Origin of the sequence: Saccharopolyspora gloriosae (assembly GCF_022828475.1) — a bacterium.
GTDB classification, from domain to species: Bacteria; Actinomycetota; Actinomycetes; order Mycobacteriales; family Pseudonocardiaceae; genus Saccharopolyspora_C; species Saccharopolyspora_C gloriosae_A.
In genome coordinates, this window is sequence record NZ_CP059557.1 from 3,131,985 (window position 1) to 3,147,720 (window position 15,736).

The window sequence follows — 15,736 nt, forward strand, 5'->3', positions numbered from 1 at the left end:
GCCTGGCGCGGAGGGGTGCCGGGTGAGGGTGAGGCGGCTCGGTGGTGGCGTGGTGGCGGGCTGTGTGTGGGGTGGGCAGCGGTGCGGCTTTGCCGCTGACCGGTGGGTTGCCCTCTCGGGAGGGCAACCCACCAGGGCGTTACGCGGCTACGCGGGCCCGATCGCGGACGTTGTCGGCGGCGCGGCGCGGAGCGGGCAGCTTCACGACTGGGGCCGTGGGCGTGTTGCGGCTGACCCAATCCTCGACGATTCGGCGGTCTTCGTCGCGGGAGTACCGCACCCACTCGGCGCGCAGCGCGCGAAGCGGGTGCGGGTCCTGTGCGGCGCGGTAAGCGCACACGGCACGAATGCGGTCAGCGCGCGAAGCATTGGCGGGGAGCGGTTCCAGGCCGGGATGTCCACGTTCGCGGCACTCCTCGCAGAGCCCGTCGCGCTGGCGGCGGTCCACCTCGGACGGTTCGACGTTGCAGACCAGGCACCGACCGCGTGCGGGGTGCTTGGCCGCGTCGTCGTAGTCCAAACCGGACGCATAAACGGTCGGGGAATCCGGCCGGACCGACACCGCATCCGCCTGGACCGGCCGGGCCGGTGCGTCGTCGTCGACGTTCAACCGGGTGGCGGCGTAGGCCTCCAGCAGGTTGTGGGCGCGTTGCGCGGCTTCCTCGCTGGCCGGGTTGGGCAGGCGGCGAAGCGTGCGCCGGGTGGTGATGTCGCGCGGTGCCTCGTGGCGGTTGTCGTCCGTCCAGCGCGGTGCGCGCTGTTCGGCGGACTGCATGACCGGGGCGGGCCGGTGCTGGTCCCATTCGACGGGCGCACATGCGGCGACGACGGCTCGCACGTCCTGTGCTTCGGCGGCGCGCTTCTCCAGCGCTTCGAACCTGGGCCGGGCCAACCTGGTCGGGCGCTGCAACGTCCGCGCGCACTCCAGCAGCGCGGCAAGCTCCCGATCGGACGGACGCAGCGACCCGAACAGCTCGACCGCGCCGCGATAATCGCGGTTGTCCAGACACTTCGACACCGCAGAGATGAGGTGTGGAACAGGAATAACGCCAGAGATCTGCATGATATGAGTCCCTACTGTGAAAGTCATCCGGGCTTGGTCTTTCCGGATCCTTGCGGGTTCAATTCTATCAAGTTATCTCGTTCTGAAGCCAGCCGAAAAGCCGAATTAGGGAAATTTGAGACAGTTTCTTCTTTGTTCTGTCGTGGCGATGAGCTGGGGAAATGCTGTTTTATAGCTGAACTCGGGAGCGTGATTCGCCGCCGAAGGCATGCCAACTCGGCCGTGTCTTTGAGGGCGTAGCCCGCCCCTGGTCTTCTTTTTTCCGCTGGCAGCTCATTGCCTGCCCGGAGCTGGGGTGGGTCAAGTCGCGCCCAGGGAAAAAGTTTTTGGGTGGGGTTAGGGGTCCCCACCCAAAAAGTTTTTCCCTGCGACTTGACGCGCCCCGGCGGAGGGCTACCCTCCGCTGCCTTCCAGCGGGAAAAAGGAGAGCAGACCCAGGTGAGACGGCGACGAGGGCCGGTGCCGCCCGGCAGCATGACCTGCCCGGATCCCTGAACCGGACGCCTTCGGCACTCGGATGAGTCCGGCTTTGCAGGCTTGCCTCGTGCTCGACGGAACGGCGTGGGCGGTAGCCTGCCTTGGTGCCGTGCACGTGGTCAGGCGAGTCCCTCCCACGTCCGGCGCAGGGCAGGGGGCGTTCTTGGTCGAGCCGCCTCGGCGGTGAGCCTTCGGGCTTGCGCGCCCTGCCCACCCAATCCGCGACGCTCACCGTGTCGCTCTGGCACCGCCTCCGCGCCGGGCGAGTCTGACCGTGCTCGCGCGGCAGAAGCCGGCACCTTGCTCGACAGCGTTCTTAGCCTGGCATGACCAGTGCACGGAAATGTCCGTGGAGAAGGGGAGTCCACTATGGCCGAGAACGCCAGCGCCGAAAGGAAGCGGCGCCGTTCCACGAAGATCAGCGAACGATTGGAAGCCGCGCGCCGCCGCAACCTCGACCAGCTCGCCGAGCAACGGCGCCGTGAGGAGGAAGTCGAAGACGCCCTGGCCGACTTCGTGCAAGCCGGTGAAGACATCGCCACCGCCGGTCGCATCGCAGAGGACAAGATCATCGGCCTCCAGCGGAAGATCGATGCCGTGCGGGAGAACTTGCGGGCGGCGACGGCGGCGTCTCACGATCGGCAGGCTTGCGCCGCACTGCGGATTCACCACGTCGGCGGGCGAACCGTCGAGCAGGTGTCAGAACTGCTGGAGACCGGCTCGGTGAAGGAGACCCGGCGCATTCTCGCGACGGCTCGGTCGAGTCGCGATGACGATGGGTCCGCCGACATGAACACGCTCTCTGTGCTGGAGGTGAGCGCAGCCGAGCCTAGCGAGCTTGCCAGTACTGGCGAACCAACGCGGTCTCCCACCGGAACCCGCGAATCCACAGCACGATGATGACCCCGGCGCTGAGCAGAACGGCCGCGACGGCCAATGGGAAAGGCGGGTTCCCGTAGGTGTTGCTGCACGCTAGAGGTACCGCGACGGCGCCTATGGCCGCACCCCACAGTTTGCGGCGTGCGGTGTGCGGGGCGAGCCAGAGGCGAGTGAGGATCGCGGCGACGAGTCCGAACACGGCGCCGATCACTGCGAGTACCGGTGTACCGATCAACCAGGCAGGATCGAGTCGTGTCCAGCCCAGCGTCACGCTGAGCAGACCCGTGGAGGCGAGCCCCAGCAGCACGCCGATCCCGGACGCGCCGCAGAGGCGCAGGATGATGATGGTGGGGCGGAACCGCATAGCAGGACGGTAACGAGAACCTCTGACGTAACGCTCCTGGCCACGCCGAAGCCCCGGCCGCGAGTCGTACGGGTCGGTCCTCATCGGCGGCGTGCTGGCGCGGTGCGCTGCGAGAGGTTCACCAAATCGATCAGCACGAGGTTCTCCGGGCAGTTTTGGAATCGGCGGGTGAGGTCAGGATCGAGTTCGTGGAGCCGTCACAGCAGGTGCCGGCGCTGCTGCTCGCGTTCTCGGTCCAGCAAGTCTGGATCTTTGAGGACCTGCTTGAAGCGCTTCACTTGCTCGCACCACCGCTGCTGGCCACATGTCGCAAGGAACTGGCCCCTCCCTCAGATACTTGCGGGTCGACCGGTGGTAGGTCCGGCTTGCGCCGCACAGTTCGCAGTCGGCTCGCCAGTACTTGCACGTGGGTGACTGCCGGTACCAGGCGTCGGTTTCGCAGAACGGGCATCGGCATTCGTCTTCCGGCGCGGAGTGAGATAGCACCGTTGACGGGTTGCGCCTGGCTCGGTCAGGTGGTCAGTGGGCCGTCGTGATCGGGGTGTGGCGGCAGTGCCAGGGCTGGAGGAGGCCGGAGGCGACCGCCACGTCGTGGCGGGCCAGCTCGGTGCGGAAGTCTCCTCGGCAGGAGTCATCGAGGTGCTGGATGAGCCAGTCGTCGACGGTGTCGAACAGGTCCCGCAGGCGGCAGGCCGCGGCGGCCCAGTACCGGTAGTGCGGTTCGGACATCGGTGCGCCGTCGTCCCATGGGAACAGGCGCTCGTGGAGGAGGTCTGTGAGCCAGTTGGCGAACCGTGCTTGACAGGTGGGGTCGTTGAGGGCTGTGGCGTAGGCCGACCGTGCCATGTCGTCGATGGTTACGGTGAATGCGGTGGTTTCGTCGACGGCGACGAACTGGGTGAACTCGCCCCAGATCTGACGGGTGTTCTCCTGGATCAATTCGAGGGCTCGGAACGCGTCGAGCCTGTAGTGGGTGCTGGTCCAGTCGACTGCGTTGTCGGGGTTGGTGATCCAGTCGGTGAAGCGAGTGATCGTGACGCGAAGCAACACCATGACCTCCTGGTGATGGGGAGAGTGGCCGGAGTGGTGCGCGGCTGGGGAACGAACGTGGCGATGGCCGGTCGTCTCGGAGCGACTGCCCCGAGACGACGGGGAACGGGGCTGACGGGCTAGAAGGGTGCTTCGTCGTCCTGGCCGTTGTCCGGGTTGGCGTTCCAGGGGGCACCTGGGCCGGTGTTGTCGAAGCTGGTGGTGTTGCGGGTGGCTTTGGCGACCTTGGCGATGGCGAACCGGAGGCTGGGGCCGATCTCGTCGACGTCGAGTTCGATGACGGTGCGCTTGTCGCCTTCCTTGGTCTGGAACGAACGCTGCCGCAGCCGTCCCTGCGCCACGACACGCATGCCGCGGGTGAGGGTTTCGGAGATGTTCTCCGCGGGCTGGCGCCAGATGCTGCACCGCAAGAACATCGGCTCACTGTCGGTCCACTGCCCGGACTCGCGGTCGAAGGTCCGCGGGGTCGAGGCCACGGTGAAGTTCGCGACCGGGGTACCGGACGCGGTGAAGCGCAGCTCGGGATCGGCGGTCAGGTTGCCCACGACAGTGATCACGGTTTCACCGGCCATGATGTCCTCCTGAATGTTCAATGGTTCTCGTGAAATTGCTCGAACGAGAGTGGACGAGTTGCGGTCAGGCGCTACGAGGCAGCAGGGGGCGTGGTCGGTGGACGCCGTAGGCGAGTCCGTCGGCGACCGTGCGGTCGATCTCGCTGCGGGGGAAGTCGGAGTGGTGCCCTGAGGCGGCGCTGTGCAGGGCGCTGCGGGCGTCGTCTTCGTCCAGGACGCCCGAGCCGACGAGGGTGCCGAGGGAGATCGCGGCGTGCAGCAGGGTGGTGTGCCGCGTTCCGGGTGCGGCGGCCGCGACTGCTTGGCACTCGGCGGTGAGAGCGGCGGCGACGTATCGGGTCATCCGCCCGGGCTCGATCGAGGCGACCGTGGACCCCCGTGGAGTTGCCGGGATGAGAGCGGTGTGGAGCCATCGGGGGAGCAGTGCGATAGGCCCGCTCTGCAGTATTCGGTAGCGGCCTTCGGGACGCACCGAACCCGGGGCGACGACGAAGCCGCCGGCGCCTCGGGTGTCGATCCGCCATCCGAGCCGCCCGATCGAGGAGCGCAGCTCTGGATACCGGGGTGCGCGGAAGTACAAGTGTCGGCCATGCGGCGTGTCCACGGTGTACGTGTCGTCGGGGAACGGCTCGCCGGCCTCGCCAGCTACACGGTGGAGTACGTCGGTTCCATCGCGTGCTCCTGCCCAGTGCGGTGGTGGGGAATGGCCTTTTGCGCCGTCGAGGTCAACGACCAGGAGGCGGGAGGGGCCGCAGGCGATTCCGACGTTGTACGGGGTGGCGGCCCAGTGCTCGCGGATCGCCGCCTGATCGGTCGTGGCCGTGTGCTCCCACTTCGAATGGACCGGGCGCTTCGATCGCGGCCACAGCGGGATCACCGCGTGGCCGGCGGCGGCTGCCGCCAACGCCGCCCGCATCAGGGGCGGGTCGGCATCGGCGGCACCGCTCGCGGGCACGCTCACTGGGCCGGTTGATCGTCGGCGGTGACGAGTGCTTCGACCTCGGAGGGCTCGTAGCCCCACTGCTGGATCTGCGCGAAGTACCCGCGTTGGAGGTCGTCGGGGTGCTCCCAGGTGTGGCGACGATCGGTGCTGGTCTCGATGGCGGCCAGGGCCAGCACGGTCGTGATCACGGTCGCCCGGCTCGGTGTTGCTTCCTCGGCCGCGCGCACGAGCTCGGAGGGGCCGCCGGTGATCCCGAGCAGGTCGGCGGCGAGGGCATGCCCGCTCTCCAGGGCTTTCCGGAGGCAGTGGACGCCGCTGGCCCAGGTCCGCGCCGCCCAGACCGGCGCGTCCTTGGGTGCGGTGCGCTTGGCGGCGAACTGGCGCAGCCAGTCCTTCCGCAGCGTTGTGGCCGAGTCCCAGGCCTTGCCGTTGCCGATGACGGTGCGTCGGTAAGCCTTCTTGGCTTCGCGGTCCTGTTCCGACATCGGTTCCCCGGCGGGTCCTTTATCGCAGGTGGACTGCCCTTCCGGCGCGAGGCGTTCGGCGTGTCTGTGGGTGGGGAAATCGGTGCAGACCCCGATCTCCTCGATCTCGCCGGTGCACCTGGAGTAGTCGAGAAAGACCGCGTGTCCGGGGCAGTCGAGGTGGTCCGCGGTGCGCATCTGAATGCCGGGCTCGGCCTGCGGTGTGGGCCGCAGGGCGCTGAGTCGCCGCAATCCGTCCGGGTAGACGTAGGGACGGTCGATGACGGTGAGGCCCTGCTCGGTGAGTTCGGCGGTGCGGGCCGCGAGTGCGGCTTCCTCCTCCCGTTGATCGCGCCAGCGCTGCGCGACGTGGCCGAGCCGCAGGGGCTGGTCGGTGGCGGTGGTCAGCAGCTCGGACATCGCTTCGTCATCACCCTCGAACTCGGCGAGGACGGCGGCGTGGAGCAGGTCGAGCCCATCGTCGAGGACGGCATTGCGCGCGGTGGCGCTGCGGGCGACGACGACGGTGCTCTCGACACGGGTGCGGGGGATCGACCGTTCGCGGGCGATCTGCCGGGCGGAGAGGCCGAGGTCGAGCAGCTGCTGGGTGGCGGCGAGTTCTTCGCCGTCGGTGATCCCGGCACGGTGTTCGTTCTCGCCCAGCTGGTCGATGAGCCGGGCGACCTGTGCCTTCGGCTCGGGTTCCTCGGCAGCATCGCCCACGAGCAGCGCGGGGACGCGGGTCCGTCCGGCCTTGATCGCGGCGAGGACTCGTCGCTGCCCTTTGCGAACCACGAGCGTTCCATCCGAACAGGGAACGAGGGTGACGGGCTCGGTGACCCCACGGCGCTTGATGTCGGCGACGAACCCAGGGCGCAGGGTCGCCTTCTTGCGGACGTTGATCCCGATGATCAGCTCGTTCGGGTCCACCCACAGGAGCCGTACCTCGGAATCGTGGGCTTTGTCCGCGATGATTTCGGTATCGGTCTGATCTTCGTCAGTCGTGGCGATCGTCAAGTCACTCTCCTTTCAAGGCAACAAAAAAGCACCCCATCCGGGGTGCTCGCGGTGGCGGAACTGCTCAGTTCAGTTGGAGGCCGGCGTCGTCGGCGAGCTCGTCGAGCAGGGTGCGCAGGTGGTGGGGCGCGAGCGTCAGCATCCGGTCGAGCAACTCCACGAGCGGACCTGGCGAAGCGGGTGCCACGGCATCCCGCGCGCGTTCCAGCACGACGCTGGCCATCGCACCGTCGCCGTGGAGGTGCGAGGCGGTCGCCAGCAGGACGGCGGGCCCCTCGACGTCGGCATCCGGGGCGTAGCGCAGCAGGAGCGTCCACAGCTGCTCGGCTCCGGGCTCGCGTCGCACGAGCATCATGTCCCGCACCACGTGGTCGTCGAGGGCACCGAGCGCGGCCACGGCCTGCTCAGTGGTGAGCGCCTCGCCGTTGCGCAGCTGTTCCAGGGCGGCGAACACCGGAGCGCTGGCCTCCCGGAGCGAACCATCCTTGCCGGCGGAGCGTTCGCGCCAGGTGTCCAGGCGGTCGGCCCACTGTCGACGTTCTGCGTCCGGCACGGCTGCGATGGATGCGGCCATTTCCTCCCGGCTGCCCCAGGGGCTGCGGTGGCCGGCCACGGCAGTGGCGGCGGCGAGGTGCGATGCGGTGGTGTCGTGGATCGTGCCCTCGCAGCCGTCCCCGTGGTAGCAGCACCACTTCTCGCCGGGCTGCATCTCGGCCGTCCAGGTCGCGTGCAACCCGATCTGCTGGGAGTCCAACGCCGATCCGAGCGCATCGACGAGTGATCGTTGCTGTTCGCGGTCCCCACCGATGACGGCCGCGACAGCCGTGTCGGTGTCCCGGCCATGCAGGAACTCCGTGAGGTACTGAGCTGCGGCGACGTGGTGCTCCGGCTCGGGCAGGTCGATGCGCATGGTGAACTGCATCGCGGACCCGGTTCCGAAGTCCTCAAAACCGATGAGCACCAGGGAGTCCGCGGGAACGAAGCCGAGTAGGTTCGGGACTTCGCTGAGCAGGGCATCAAGATCGGGAACGACAAGGCCGTGCTTATCCATTGAGGAAGCACCTTTCTCTGTGAGGGCAGGAAAACGTGAAGGAATGGCTCCGGTTCAGCTGGCGCTCCGCAGGCGTCCGGCGCTGTCGACGGGTGCATATCGGCAGTCGACGTCTTCACCGTGGTGTCGTCCCGAGCACGTGATCTCGGACAGGGACCGGTCCGTGCTGGCGGCCTTGCGGCGGGTGAACGTCTCCAGCTCGTCGATCTGCGCACCGTGCAGCGACTCGTACGCGTCGGCGGAGTCCCAGAACGAGGGCTGCTCGGGGAACGCGCGCTGCCACATGCGGCAGTAGAGACCGGCGGCGACCGAGGTCAACGAGGCGACCTCACTCGACGCGGCCAGCACGCAGCACACTTCGGCGGCGGTGGCCGGGCGAGTGTCCTCCCCGGCAGCGACCCGCTCCAAGAGCTCGACCGCGTGCGAGCGGTACACGAACTCCGTCGACATGAGCTCGTGTCGCGGAACCAGCAGCGTGAACGAATGCCAGAGCGTGTCGGCGTCCACGGCATGCCGCCGCCTGGCCGCTGCGATTTCTTCTTCGGCCCAGTCCATGATCTCGAACAGGCCCGCCACATCGCGTTCGAGCTGTCCCAGGACGGCGGCAATCGAACCGGTCATCGTGAGAGCGGAGGAACCTTCGGACATGATCACCCGTTCCATGAAAACGACGCACGTCCGAGGACATGCGTCGGCGATTGCGGAATTTCAGCCAGGTATCGCGAGGAGCGATCAGGCTCAGGTCACTGCGAAGCGTCCGATCGGAGGCGGGTGCACCGGATGTAGCGGGAGGCTGCGGTGGCGTGACGAGCGGGTAGAGGAACGGTTGCGCCGTGAACGCGGACCGCGAGCTCGATCTGACCCGCGCTCTCCCGCGGCACAGGCTTCGTCGGCTCCTCGTCGACATCGATGAGCACGCGCCCGTCATCGTCGATTTGGGCGGTGACGTGCAGCCCGCCGACGGTCATCGTCGGCGCGGTCACCGGTTCGGCCAGCCACAGCAGGTGCTCGTTGCCGTCCTTGTCGTGCAACTGCGCGGCAAGCCGTCCCGGGGTGCCTCGAGTTGCGGCGGCGACGTCGGCCGCAGTGGCGAGGGGAACGAGGAAGACGAGGCCGTCGTGCTGCCACCGGTCGCGCGGAGATGTACCGCTCAGGGCCGAGCCCAGAGCTTCGCCGATGTGGGCAGCGACGTCTCCCCAAGAGTGGTCGTCGGCAGTCCGGTAGCTGAGCGGCGCTTCGGGTTGCGGGAGGTCGGCGCTCCACAGTTTCTGCTTGCCTGCAAGAACTTCGGCTAGTTCGACTGTGTCGCCGACCTTCACGCCGAGCACATCGGAGTCGGGGAACGCGTCGCGGACGAGCTCGGTGACCTCGAGCATGTGCGCCGCGTAGAGCTGGCGCGCGGCGTGCTCGGCGGTTTCGTTCGCTCTTGCGAGCAGCTTCGAGAGTCGGTGGGACACGAACACGTCCGTCATCGGGGGAGTCCTCTCGTTCGGCCGACAGGCGAACCCGGCCGTGGACTCCGCACCGCTCCGATCAGCTCGGTGTGGTCATCGGGAGCTAACGGAGCCCGGATAGGCGGGTCGCCATCCGACGGTGGGGTCGGTCATCGGGAGTCGTGGCCTGTCATGCAGGGGTTGGGTGGAGTTGATGTCCGGTGTTCCCTGGGGGCGGGGAGATAAGGGCGGGTTGATCGGTGGCTCCTGGGAGAGTTCGGCGAGGGCGGCGGCGCAGAGCGTCCGATCGAGAGCGCCATCGGCGGGGGTGTCGCGACGGAGGTGCACGGCACCTCGGATCTGATGTCCGCACAAGCAGTGCATGGGCGCGCCTACTGCTGCCTTGGTGCAGTGCCACTTGGCGTCGGAGGCGCCTGATACCCACGTGGCGGGAGCGAGTATCGCTCGCGGGCGGGCGAAATCAGGGCCGTGCAGTTCGGGCTCGAAGTCGCGTGTTTCGTGCCCGCGATAGTGGAAGCGGCCCATGACGACGCTCAGAGATTTCCGAGGCTTGCGAGGGCGCGGTGCAGATCGCCGCGCACGTCCGCGAGTCGGCGCCGGACCCGGTTGACGCGCGCCGGGTCGTCAAGATCGAGCAGCGATTCGAACGGCTCCGCCGGAGGTGAAGCGGCGGGCGACACAGGTACATCCGGGAAGCCGAACGTACCCGCGACCACGTGGCCCGACTCGTACATCCACGCGACCAGCGAAGCTCGGGTCGTGGTGCCGGTCTTCTGGAAGACCTTCCGCAGTGCGGTCTTGACGGTGTCCTCGGCGCGGTCAATGAGAACACCTATCTCGACGTTGGATCTTCCGCAGATCACCAGCCTGGCGATTTTGAGCTCAGTGGCGGATAGCTCGGCAGTGAGCTCGAACCCGTCGAGCCGATTCGGGGTGCTATCCATCTCCTCGTCCTCCTGCTGTTCAAGGTGCGGTCGGATTGGCGCGTGCCCATTCATGCGCTTTGCGGGCGACGTCACCGTCGTCGTTCCAGGCTTTGGAGACCCGAACGGTGTCGATGAGGGCGTGGTCATCTCTGGTGCCGTGCTGCTTTCCGGTGTGGACGGTGAAGTAGCCGTCGGGCCGTCCCCATCGGACGGTGATGTCGCGGTCGGGGTGGTAGTACCAAGCACAGGGGAGTCCGTACTTCCGGGATGTCATCGGTGGCCGTTCCGTTCGAAGGGGGTCGCGCCACGATCACGCGGCCGAAAATGAGGCCCGGCCGCACGACCGGGAAGGGGTCGTGCGGCCGGGCTGGCCGGTGACGCTCGGGGAAGCACGTCACGCGGCCGACTTGCCGGCGCCCGTCGGAAGGGCGGTCAGGCGCCGGCGCACCCCGATAGGGCGGTCGGGGTCCGCCTCGATCGGGGAGATCGATGCATGAGGAACCTCGATTCGGTCGGGCAACGGGCAGGCGATCAGTCGTCGCCGGGAAGTTGTTTTCCTCGCTGAGTTGCCGAGAAGGGACGCGTCTCCCTGCTGCTGAACATAAGAGCCACAGGATCCGAATTGGGGTTATGTGGCGCATGAAAAATATGCGCGGGACGCATAAAAGATTCTTGCTCGGTTATCCTGATCGGAGCAGGAACTGGAGGTGCGTCGTGGCTGACCGTGGTGCGAACCGTGTTGGAGCACGAAGCTGCATTCGATGCAATGTGAAACTTGCTCGTGACAGCAAATCGGCCTCGTGCGGTCCTTGCCAGCGATCACGATCGGACCGAAACGAGGGTGGGCCTCGGCTTGGCAACGACTTCTGGGCCGCGAACGAGATGCGCAATGCGCTGGCGAGCAAGGACATGGGTGCGGTGGTTCGCGCCTACCGCAGGCACCCTGCCCACGGCAGGCGACCTCTACCCCAAGCCATCGTCGCCCGGTGGCTGGACATCACGCAGGGCCAGCTGAGTCGTATCGAGTCCGGCAAGAACCAGCTCCGCGACCTGGAGAAGCTTGGTCACTACGCTCGACGGCTCCGCATCCCGCTGGAGTTCCTCTGGTTCGAACTCGACGCCGAGGAAGATCGACTTCCCGATCACCGCACCAACGTCGTGCGGTTGCCCAACGGTCCGGTGGTTCCCGCGGCTTCGGTGCGAACCGAACCCGCGCTCGCGCACTCGTTGCTGGGCACGCTGAAGCAGTACGTTACCACGGACAACCTCGTCGGCCCCCGCTCCTTGCTCCCGGTCGTCGCGGAACAGGCGAGGTTCGTCCGACACCTGCTCGCGCAGAGCAGCGGTCAGGGGAGCGGAACACTGCTGTTCGTCGCCGCTCGGTTCGCCGAGTTCACCGGATGGCTCCACCAGGACGCGGGCAAGCTGCAATCCGCGATGGAGTGGTCGAACCGTGCGCTGGACTTCGCGCACGAAGCCGACGATCCCCAACTCGTTTCCTACATTCAGATGCGCAAGAGCAACATCGCCAGCGACGCCCGCAAACCCGCGCTCACCATCGGCTTCGCACAAGCCGCGTTGCAGTCGGCCAAAGCCATGTCCCCTCGACTTCGGGCCGTCGCGTTGCGGCAGGAAGCCCACGGCCACGCCTTGGCCGGGGACTACGACTCGTGTTCGCGAGCGATAGATCGAGCGCTTCAACACGCCGCCCTCGAACTGGACGACGAAGGTGACATCGCGCGGTACTGCACCCCCAGCTACGTCGAGATGGAAGCCGCGCACTGCTGGGTCGAACTCGGACGACCAGCTCAAGCCCTCAGCACCCTGCAGCAGGGCATCGCGAAATGGCAGCCGGACTTCCGCCGAGACCTGGGCTTGGGCTTGGCGAGGTTGGCCGTCGCGCACGCCGTGGCCGGCCAGATCGAGGACTCCGCCGCGGTGGCGGACCATGCGCTGGTCATCGCCACGGAAACGCGATCGCATCGAACGAAGGAACAACTCCGCCGGACAGCCGAGGTGATGGCCGATGCAGGAGCTCGCGATCGTGGACAGCGGCTGAGCCGTACCCTGCGAACGACGTTGCCTTGACGAGCCCGATGGAGACCGGCGTGCACCTCCTCACCACCGCCACCTCACCTGACGAAGCCGCTCGGGGAGCACGGGTAGCGGTGTTGCCGGTAGGCAGCTTCGAACAGCACGGTGGGCACCTGCCGTTGATCACCGACACCGTGATCGCGTGCTTGATCGCGAAGCGCATCGCCGAGCACTACGACCTGTTCCTGCTGCCGCCGATCACCATGTCGTGCTCGCACGAGCACGAGGACTTCCCCGGCACGGTCAGCATCAGCGCCACCACGCTGATCGCGATGATCGAGGACATCCGGGCGTCGCTCCGCCGTTCCGGAGTCACGAAGTTGGTCCTGGTCAACGGGCACGGCGGAAACTACGTGCTGTCCAACATCGCCCAGCAAGCCAACGTCGACGGGCCGAGCGTGACGCTGTTCCCCGGCCGCGACGACTGGGGCCGTGCTCGAGAAGCGGCTGGCGCTGTGCTGAACGCTCACCAGGACATGCACGCAGGTGAGATCGAGACCTCGCTATTGCTGCACGCATACCCGGAGCTGGTCGGCCGCGAGTATCGGAACGCCGACAACAGGGCGGATGAGCGCCCGCACCTGCTGGTCGCCGGCGTCACCGAGTACAGCAGCAGTGGAGTGATCGGTCAGCCCTCCGCAGCATCCGTGGAAAAGGGCGGCTTGGCCCTCGACGACCTGGTGGTCTCGTTTGCCGAACACTTGCGAGTTCTCGAACGCCACTGATCATTCGTCTGTTCCGGCGCGAGCTCCCGCGGGTATCAAGATCGCGCGAAAGAGCCTCCTCCAACCCGGCCATCACGCGGAACGGTGTTCTTCGGGTAAGACGATGCCTCAACTGCTTCCACCATAGTTGACTCACATACTACCTTTGCTGCATGTGTTCCACTATAGAGGAATCGAGTGTCGGTTCCGTGATCAGGGAAAGTTGGTGGTCCGGCGGCTACGAGCACGCAGGACGCCCGACGTTCGTGAGCGGCCCAATCGACCTGGTGGGCGTGTGATGTACTCCGGCCACGAGCAGAGCCCTGCTGAAGATCATGGCCGGGGCGAATCGGGTGTGCATCATCCGCGTTTGACCAGGGGTGCCGATGCGGCTCCTGGTGCTAGACGATCACGGTGCCCGAGAAGACCGACGGTGCTGGTTCCGGAAGAGCCACTTGTTCTGGGGCCGTGTGCGGCGCGTTCCTTGCTCCGGATCCTCCGTCGGCGCGCGGCCAGCCGCGACACCGACACTTCAGCCGTCGACGAGTGAGGAAACACGACATGCCGCTCAGGTTCGCCTTCTACGGGCGAGTATCCACTGAGGATCAGCAAGATCCAGAATCGTCGAGGAACTGGCAACGTACCCGCGCCCAGGCGTTGATCGAAGCTCACGGACACCTCGTTGCCGAGTTCTTCGATGTCGGTCACTCGCGGTCGTTGCCGTGGAAGCGCCGGCCGGAGGCGGCTCGTCTGTTAGCGAGTCTCCGGGATCTTGACCGGGGGTTCGACGCGGTCGTGATCGGGGAGCCGCAGCGCGCGTTCTACGGCAATCAGTACAGCCTCACGTATCCGGTTTTCGAGCACTACGGGGTCGGGATGTGGGTGCCCGAGGTTGGTGGGCCGATCGACCCGGCGTCGGAAGCCCACGATTTGATCATGGGTGTGTTCGGTGGGATGTCGAAGGGAGAGCGGACCCGGATCAAGGTGCGTGTGCGCACCGCGATGCAGTCGCAGACCGAGATCGAAGGCCGCTTCCTCGGAGGGCGGCCACCGTACGGGTATCGCATCGGTGACGCTGGTGTGCACCCCAATCCGACGAAGGCCGCTGACGGGGTTCGCCTGCACCGGCTCGAGCTCGACCCGATCACTGCGCCGGTAGTGCGGCGGATCTTCTCGGAGTACCTCGGTGGTATCGGAATCTACGCGATCGCGGAGGGGCTCACGCGTGATGGCGTCGCTTCTCCGAGCGCGCACGATCGGGCGCGGAACCGGCATCGCAGTGGAGTCGCCTGGTCGAAAGGCGCTGTCCGGACGATCTTGCGGAATCCGCGGTACACCGGTCATCAGGTGTGGAACAAGCAGCGCAAGCAAGAGTCGTTGATCGATGTCGAGGACGTGGCTCTCGGGCACCACACCAAGCTGGCTTGGAATTCGCAGGACCAGTGGGTTTACTCCGCGGCGCCCGCGCACGAGCCGATCATCAGTGCTGACACCTTCGCTCAAGCTCAGGAGGTGTCGGCGACCCGGTCGGCGAAGTCTCCTCGGCAGGTGCACCACCGCGTCCGGCATCGCTACGTGCTGCGCGGGTTGCTGTACTGCGGTTTGTGTCATCGGCGCATGCAGGGGCAGAAGAGTCGTCACCAGCTCTACTACCGGTGCCGGTTCACGCAGGAGTACGCGGTGGCGAACGAGGTTGAGCATCCGGCCAACGTCTATCTGCCCGAGCACGGGATCCTCGACGAACTCGATCACTGGATCAGCTCGGCATTGAAGCCGCCTCAGCTCGAGCGCTCACTCGATGCCTTCGCCGACGCTCAAGAAGACCCCACTCGCGGGTACGAGGATGCTGAGGCGCAGCGGGTGATCGAGGACTGCGATACCAAGCTGGCCGCCCATCGCCGGGCGCTCGAGGCCGGAGCGGACCCTGGCCTTGTGGCCGGCTGGATGCGTGAAACCCAGGCTCGTCGAGCAGAAGCCACTGCCCGTCTACGACGCGCCAGGAAACAGAGCCAGCGCCGGCTCACCCGCGACGAGATCTACGAACTCATCAGCAACATCGGCGATCCGCACGAGCTGCTCCGCGATGCCGACAACGACGACAAAGCCGCCCTCTACAGCCAGCTCGGCCTGCGCCTCACGTACCATCCGCACAACGACGAAGTCCGGGTCGAGATGACTCTCGACCCGGACTCGTTGGGGTTACAGTGCGTGTCCGAGGGGGGACTTGAACCCCCACGCCCATTAGTAGGGCACTAGCACCTCAAGCTAGCGCGTCTGCCATTCCGCCACTCGGACGCCTCAGTGCCGCCTGTGTTTCTCGGCGGCCTCTGCTGTGTTGTGTTCATAGATTAGCTGATCGATTTCGGGCTGCTGAACCCACCCCCCTTCTAGCTAGACGCTGGGCGAATGGCCAGCGTACGTGGGGTGCAGGGGTCGGCTCTGCGCCGTTCGCGCATGCACCCGGGACCGAGCCCTGCGCGGCAGGACGGTCCTGGCCTGCCAGCCGCCGAGGCACCTCGCTGAGAAGGCGAACCCCATGGCACAGGCCGACGCCGGTAGCGCGCGGCCCCGAAGCCCCCCGGCAGCTGACTCCACGAGGCTGCGGCGTCCGCGGACACGGCCACCGACCGGGTCGGAAGTGACGGCCACGAGCTACTCGCATCGCAGCACCAACGGTT

15 protein-coding genes, 1 tRNA gene and 1 pseudogene are annotated in these 15,736 nt (G+C 66.8%); 4 read left to right on the forward strand and 13 right to left on the reverse strand.

The window, feature by feature from the left end:
- Positions 1 to 139: 139 nt before the first annotated feature.
- The gene (locus H2Q94_RS13365) at positions 140 to 1,018 is read right to left on the reverse strand and encodes a hypothetical protein (protein ID WP_243795059.1); all 879 of its coding nucleotides are present in this window, start codon (positions 1,016 to 1,018) and stop codon (positions 140 to 142) included.
- 891 nt (positions 1,019 to 1,909) lie between these two features.
- Here H2Q94_RS13365 and H2Q94_RS13370 point away from each other — a divergent pair.
- Positions 1,910 to 2,440: a hypothetical protein gene (locus H2Q94_RS13370; protein WP_243795061.1), complete on the forward strand. Its 531-nt coding sequence runs from the start codon at positions 1,910 to 1,912 to the stop codon at positions 2,438 to 2,440.
- Here H2Q94_RS13370 and H2Q94_RS13375 read toward each other — a convergent pair.
- The 10 genes from H2Q94_RS13375 to H2Q94_RS13420 all read right to left on the reverse strand — a co-directional run bounded on the left by H2Q94_RS13375 (position 2,370) and on the right by H2Q94_RS13420 (position 10,534).
- Positions 2,370 to 2,783, reverse strand: a complete 414-nt coding sequence (locus H2Q94_RS13375; RefSeq protein ID WP_243795062.1) for a hypothetical protein — start codon at positions 2,781 to 2,783, stop codon at positions 2,370 to 2,372. The genes H2Q94_RS13370 and H2Q94_RS13375 overlap by 71 nt on opposite strands.
- Before the next feature lie 519 nt (positions 2,784 to 3,302).
- Positions 3,303 to 3,836, reverse strand: coding sequence for a hypothetical protein (locus H2Q94_RS13380; RefSeq protein WP_243795063.1), 534 nt, complete (start codon positions 3,834 to 3,836; stop codon positions 3,303 to 3,305).
- Between the two features lie 116 nt (positions 3,837 to 3,952).
- Positions 3,953 to 4,405, reverse strand: a complete 453-nt coding sequence (locus H2Q94_RS13385; protein WP_243795064.1) for a single-stranded DNA-binding protein — start codon at positions 4,403 to 4,405, stop codon at positions 3,953 to 3,955.
- Between the two features lie 64 nt (positions 4,406 to 4,469).
- Positions 4,470 to 5,366: a bifunctional DNA primase/polymerase gene (locus tag H2Q94_RS13390; protein ID WP_243795065.1), complete on the reverse strand. Its 897-nt coding sequence runs from the start codon at positions 5,364 to 5,366 to the stop codon at positions 4,470 to 4,472.
- Complete coding sequence (locus tag H2Q94_RS13395) at positions 5,363 to 6,829, reverse strand: ParB/RepB/Spo0J family partition protein (RefSeq protein ID WP_243795066.1); 1,467 nt, start codon at positions 6,827 to 6,829, stop codon at positions 5,363 to 5,365. The genes H2Q94_RS13390 and H2Q94_RS13395 overlap by 4 nt, the downstream gene beginning before the upstream one ends.
- A gap of 64 nt (positions 6,830 to 6,893) precedes the next feature.
- Entirely contained in the window at positions 6,894 to 7,880 is a 987-nt protein-coding gene (locus tag H2Q94_RS13400) for a DUF4192 domain-containing protein (protein ID WP_243795067.1), read from the reverse strand.
- Positions 7,881 to 7,934: 54 nt separating this feature from the next.
- Entirely contained in the window at positions 7,935 to 8,501 is a 567-nt protein-coding gene (locus tag H2Q94_RS13405; protein WP_243795068.1) for a hypothetical protein, read from the reverse strand.
- Between the two features lie 122 nt (positions 8,502 to 8,623).
- Positions 8,624 to 9,352: a hypothetical protein gene (locus tag H2Q94_RS13410; RefSeq protein ID WP_243795069.1), complete on the reverse strand. Its 729-nt coding sequence runs from the start codon at positions 9,350 to 9,352 to the stop codon at positions 8,624 to 8,626.
- A gap of 515 nt (positions 9,353 to 9,867) precedes the next feature.
- Positions 9,868 to 10,353 carry a response regulator transcription factor gene (locus H2Q94_RS13415; RefSeq protein WP_243795071.1) on the reverse strand — a complete coding sequence of 162 codons (486 nt, stop codon included), beginning with the start codon at positions 10,351 to 10,353 and terminating at the stop codon, positions 9,868 to 9,870.
- On the reverse strand, positions 10,298 to 10,534 hold the full coding sequence (locus H2Q94_RS13420) for a hypothetical protein (protein ID WP_243795073.1): 237 nt from the start codon (positions 10,532 to 10,534) through the stop codon (positions 10,298 to 10,300). The genes H2Q94_RS13415 and H2Q94_RS13420 overlap by 56 nt, the downstream gene beginning before the upstream one ends.
- 608 nt (positions 10,535 to 11,142) lie before the next feature.
- On the opposite strand from H2Q94_RS13420, the gene H2Q94_RS13425 reads away from it, so the two are divergent.
- The 3 genes and pseudogenes from H2Q94_RS13425 to H2Q94_RS30945 all read left to right on the forward strand — a co-directional run.
- The gene (locus H2Q94_RS13425; RefSeq protein ID WP_243795075.1) at positions 11,143 to 12,348 is read left to right on the forward strand and encodes a helix-turn-helix domain-containing protein; all 1,206 of its coding nucleotides are present in this window, start codon (positions 11,143 to 11,145) and stop codon (positions 12,346 to 12,348) included.
- Between the two features lie 8 nt (positions 12,349 to 12,356).
- Positions 12,357 to 13,079 carry a creatininase family protein gene (locus H2Q94_RS13430; protein WP_243795690.1) on the forward strand — a complete coding sequence of 241 codons (723 nt, stop codon included), beginning with the start codon at positions 12,357 to 12,359 and terminating at the stop codon, positions 13,077 to 13,079.
- Between the two features lie 540 nt (positions 13,080 to 13,619).
- Positions 13,620 to 14,690: pseudogene (locus H2Q94_RS30945) on the forward strand (recombinase family protein); the annotation flags it as partial.
- Between the two features lie 354 nt (positions 14,691 to 15,044).
- Here H2Q94_RS30945 and H2Q94_RS13440 read toward each other — a convergent pair.
- A complete protein-coding gene (locus H2Q94_RS13440; protein WP_243795077.1) occupies positions 15,045 to 15,203 on the reverse strand; it encodes a hypothetical protein in 159 nt (52 codons plus the stop codon).
- 64 nt (positions 15,204 to 15,267) lie between these two features.
- Positions 15,268 to 15,353 (reverse strand) — tRNA-Leu (locus H2Q94_RS13445).
- Positions 15,354 to 15,736 lie beyond the last annotated feature (383 nt).

Bases quoted from the DNA above. Each gene is read 5' to 3' on its own strand.
- H2Q94_RS13370 (WP_243795061.1), top strand. From the start codon at position 1,910: ATGGCCGAGAACGCCAGCGCCGAAAGGAAGCGGCGCCGTTCCACGAAG.
- H2Q94_RS13375 (WP_243795062.1), bottom strand. From the start codon at position 2,783: ATGCGGTTCCGCCCCACCATCATCATCCTGCGCCTCTGCGGCGCGTCC.
- H2Q94_RS13380 (WP_243795063.1), bottom strand. From the start codon at position 3,836: ATGGTGTTGCTTCGCGTCACGATCACTCGCTTCACCGACTGGATCACC.
- H2Q94_RS13385 (WP_243795064.1), bottom strand. From the start codon at position 4,405: ATGGCCGGTGAAACCGTGATCACTGTCGTGGGCAACCTGACCGCCGAT.
- H2Q94_RS13400 (WP_243795067.1), bottom strand. From the start codon at position 7,880: ATGGATAAGCACGGCCTTGTCGTTCCCGATCTTGATGCCCTGCTCAGC.
- H2Q94_RS13405 (WP_243795068.1), bottom strand. From the start codon at position 8,501: ATGACCGGTTCGATTGCCGCCGTCCTGGGACAGCTCGAACGCGATGTG.
- H2Q94_RS13410 (WP_243795069.1), bottom strand. From the start codon at position 9,352: ATGACGGACGTGTTCGTGTCCCACCGACTCTCGAAGCTGCTCGCAAGA.
- H2Q94_RS13420 (WP_243795073.1), bottom strand. From the start codon at position 10,534: ATGACATCCCGGAAGTACGGACTCCCCTGTGCTTGGTACTACCACCCC.
- H2Q94_RS13425 (WP_243795075.1), top strand. From the start codon at position 11,143: ATGCGCAATGCGCTGGCGAGCAAGGACATGGGTGCGGTGGTTCGCGCC.
- H2Q94_RS13430 (WP_243795690.1), top strand. From the start codon at position 12,357: ATGGAGACCGGCGTGCACCTCCTCACCACCGCCACCTCACCTGACGAA.
- H2Q94_RS13440 (WP_243795077.1), bottom strand. From the start codon at position 15,203: ATGGTACGTGAGGCGCAGGCCGAGCTGGCTGTAGAGGGCGGCTTTGTC.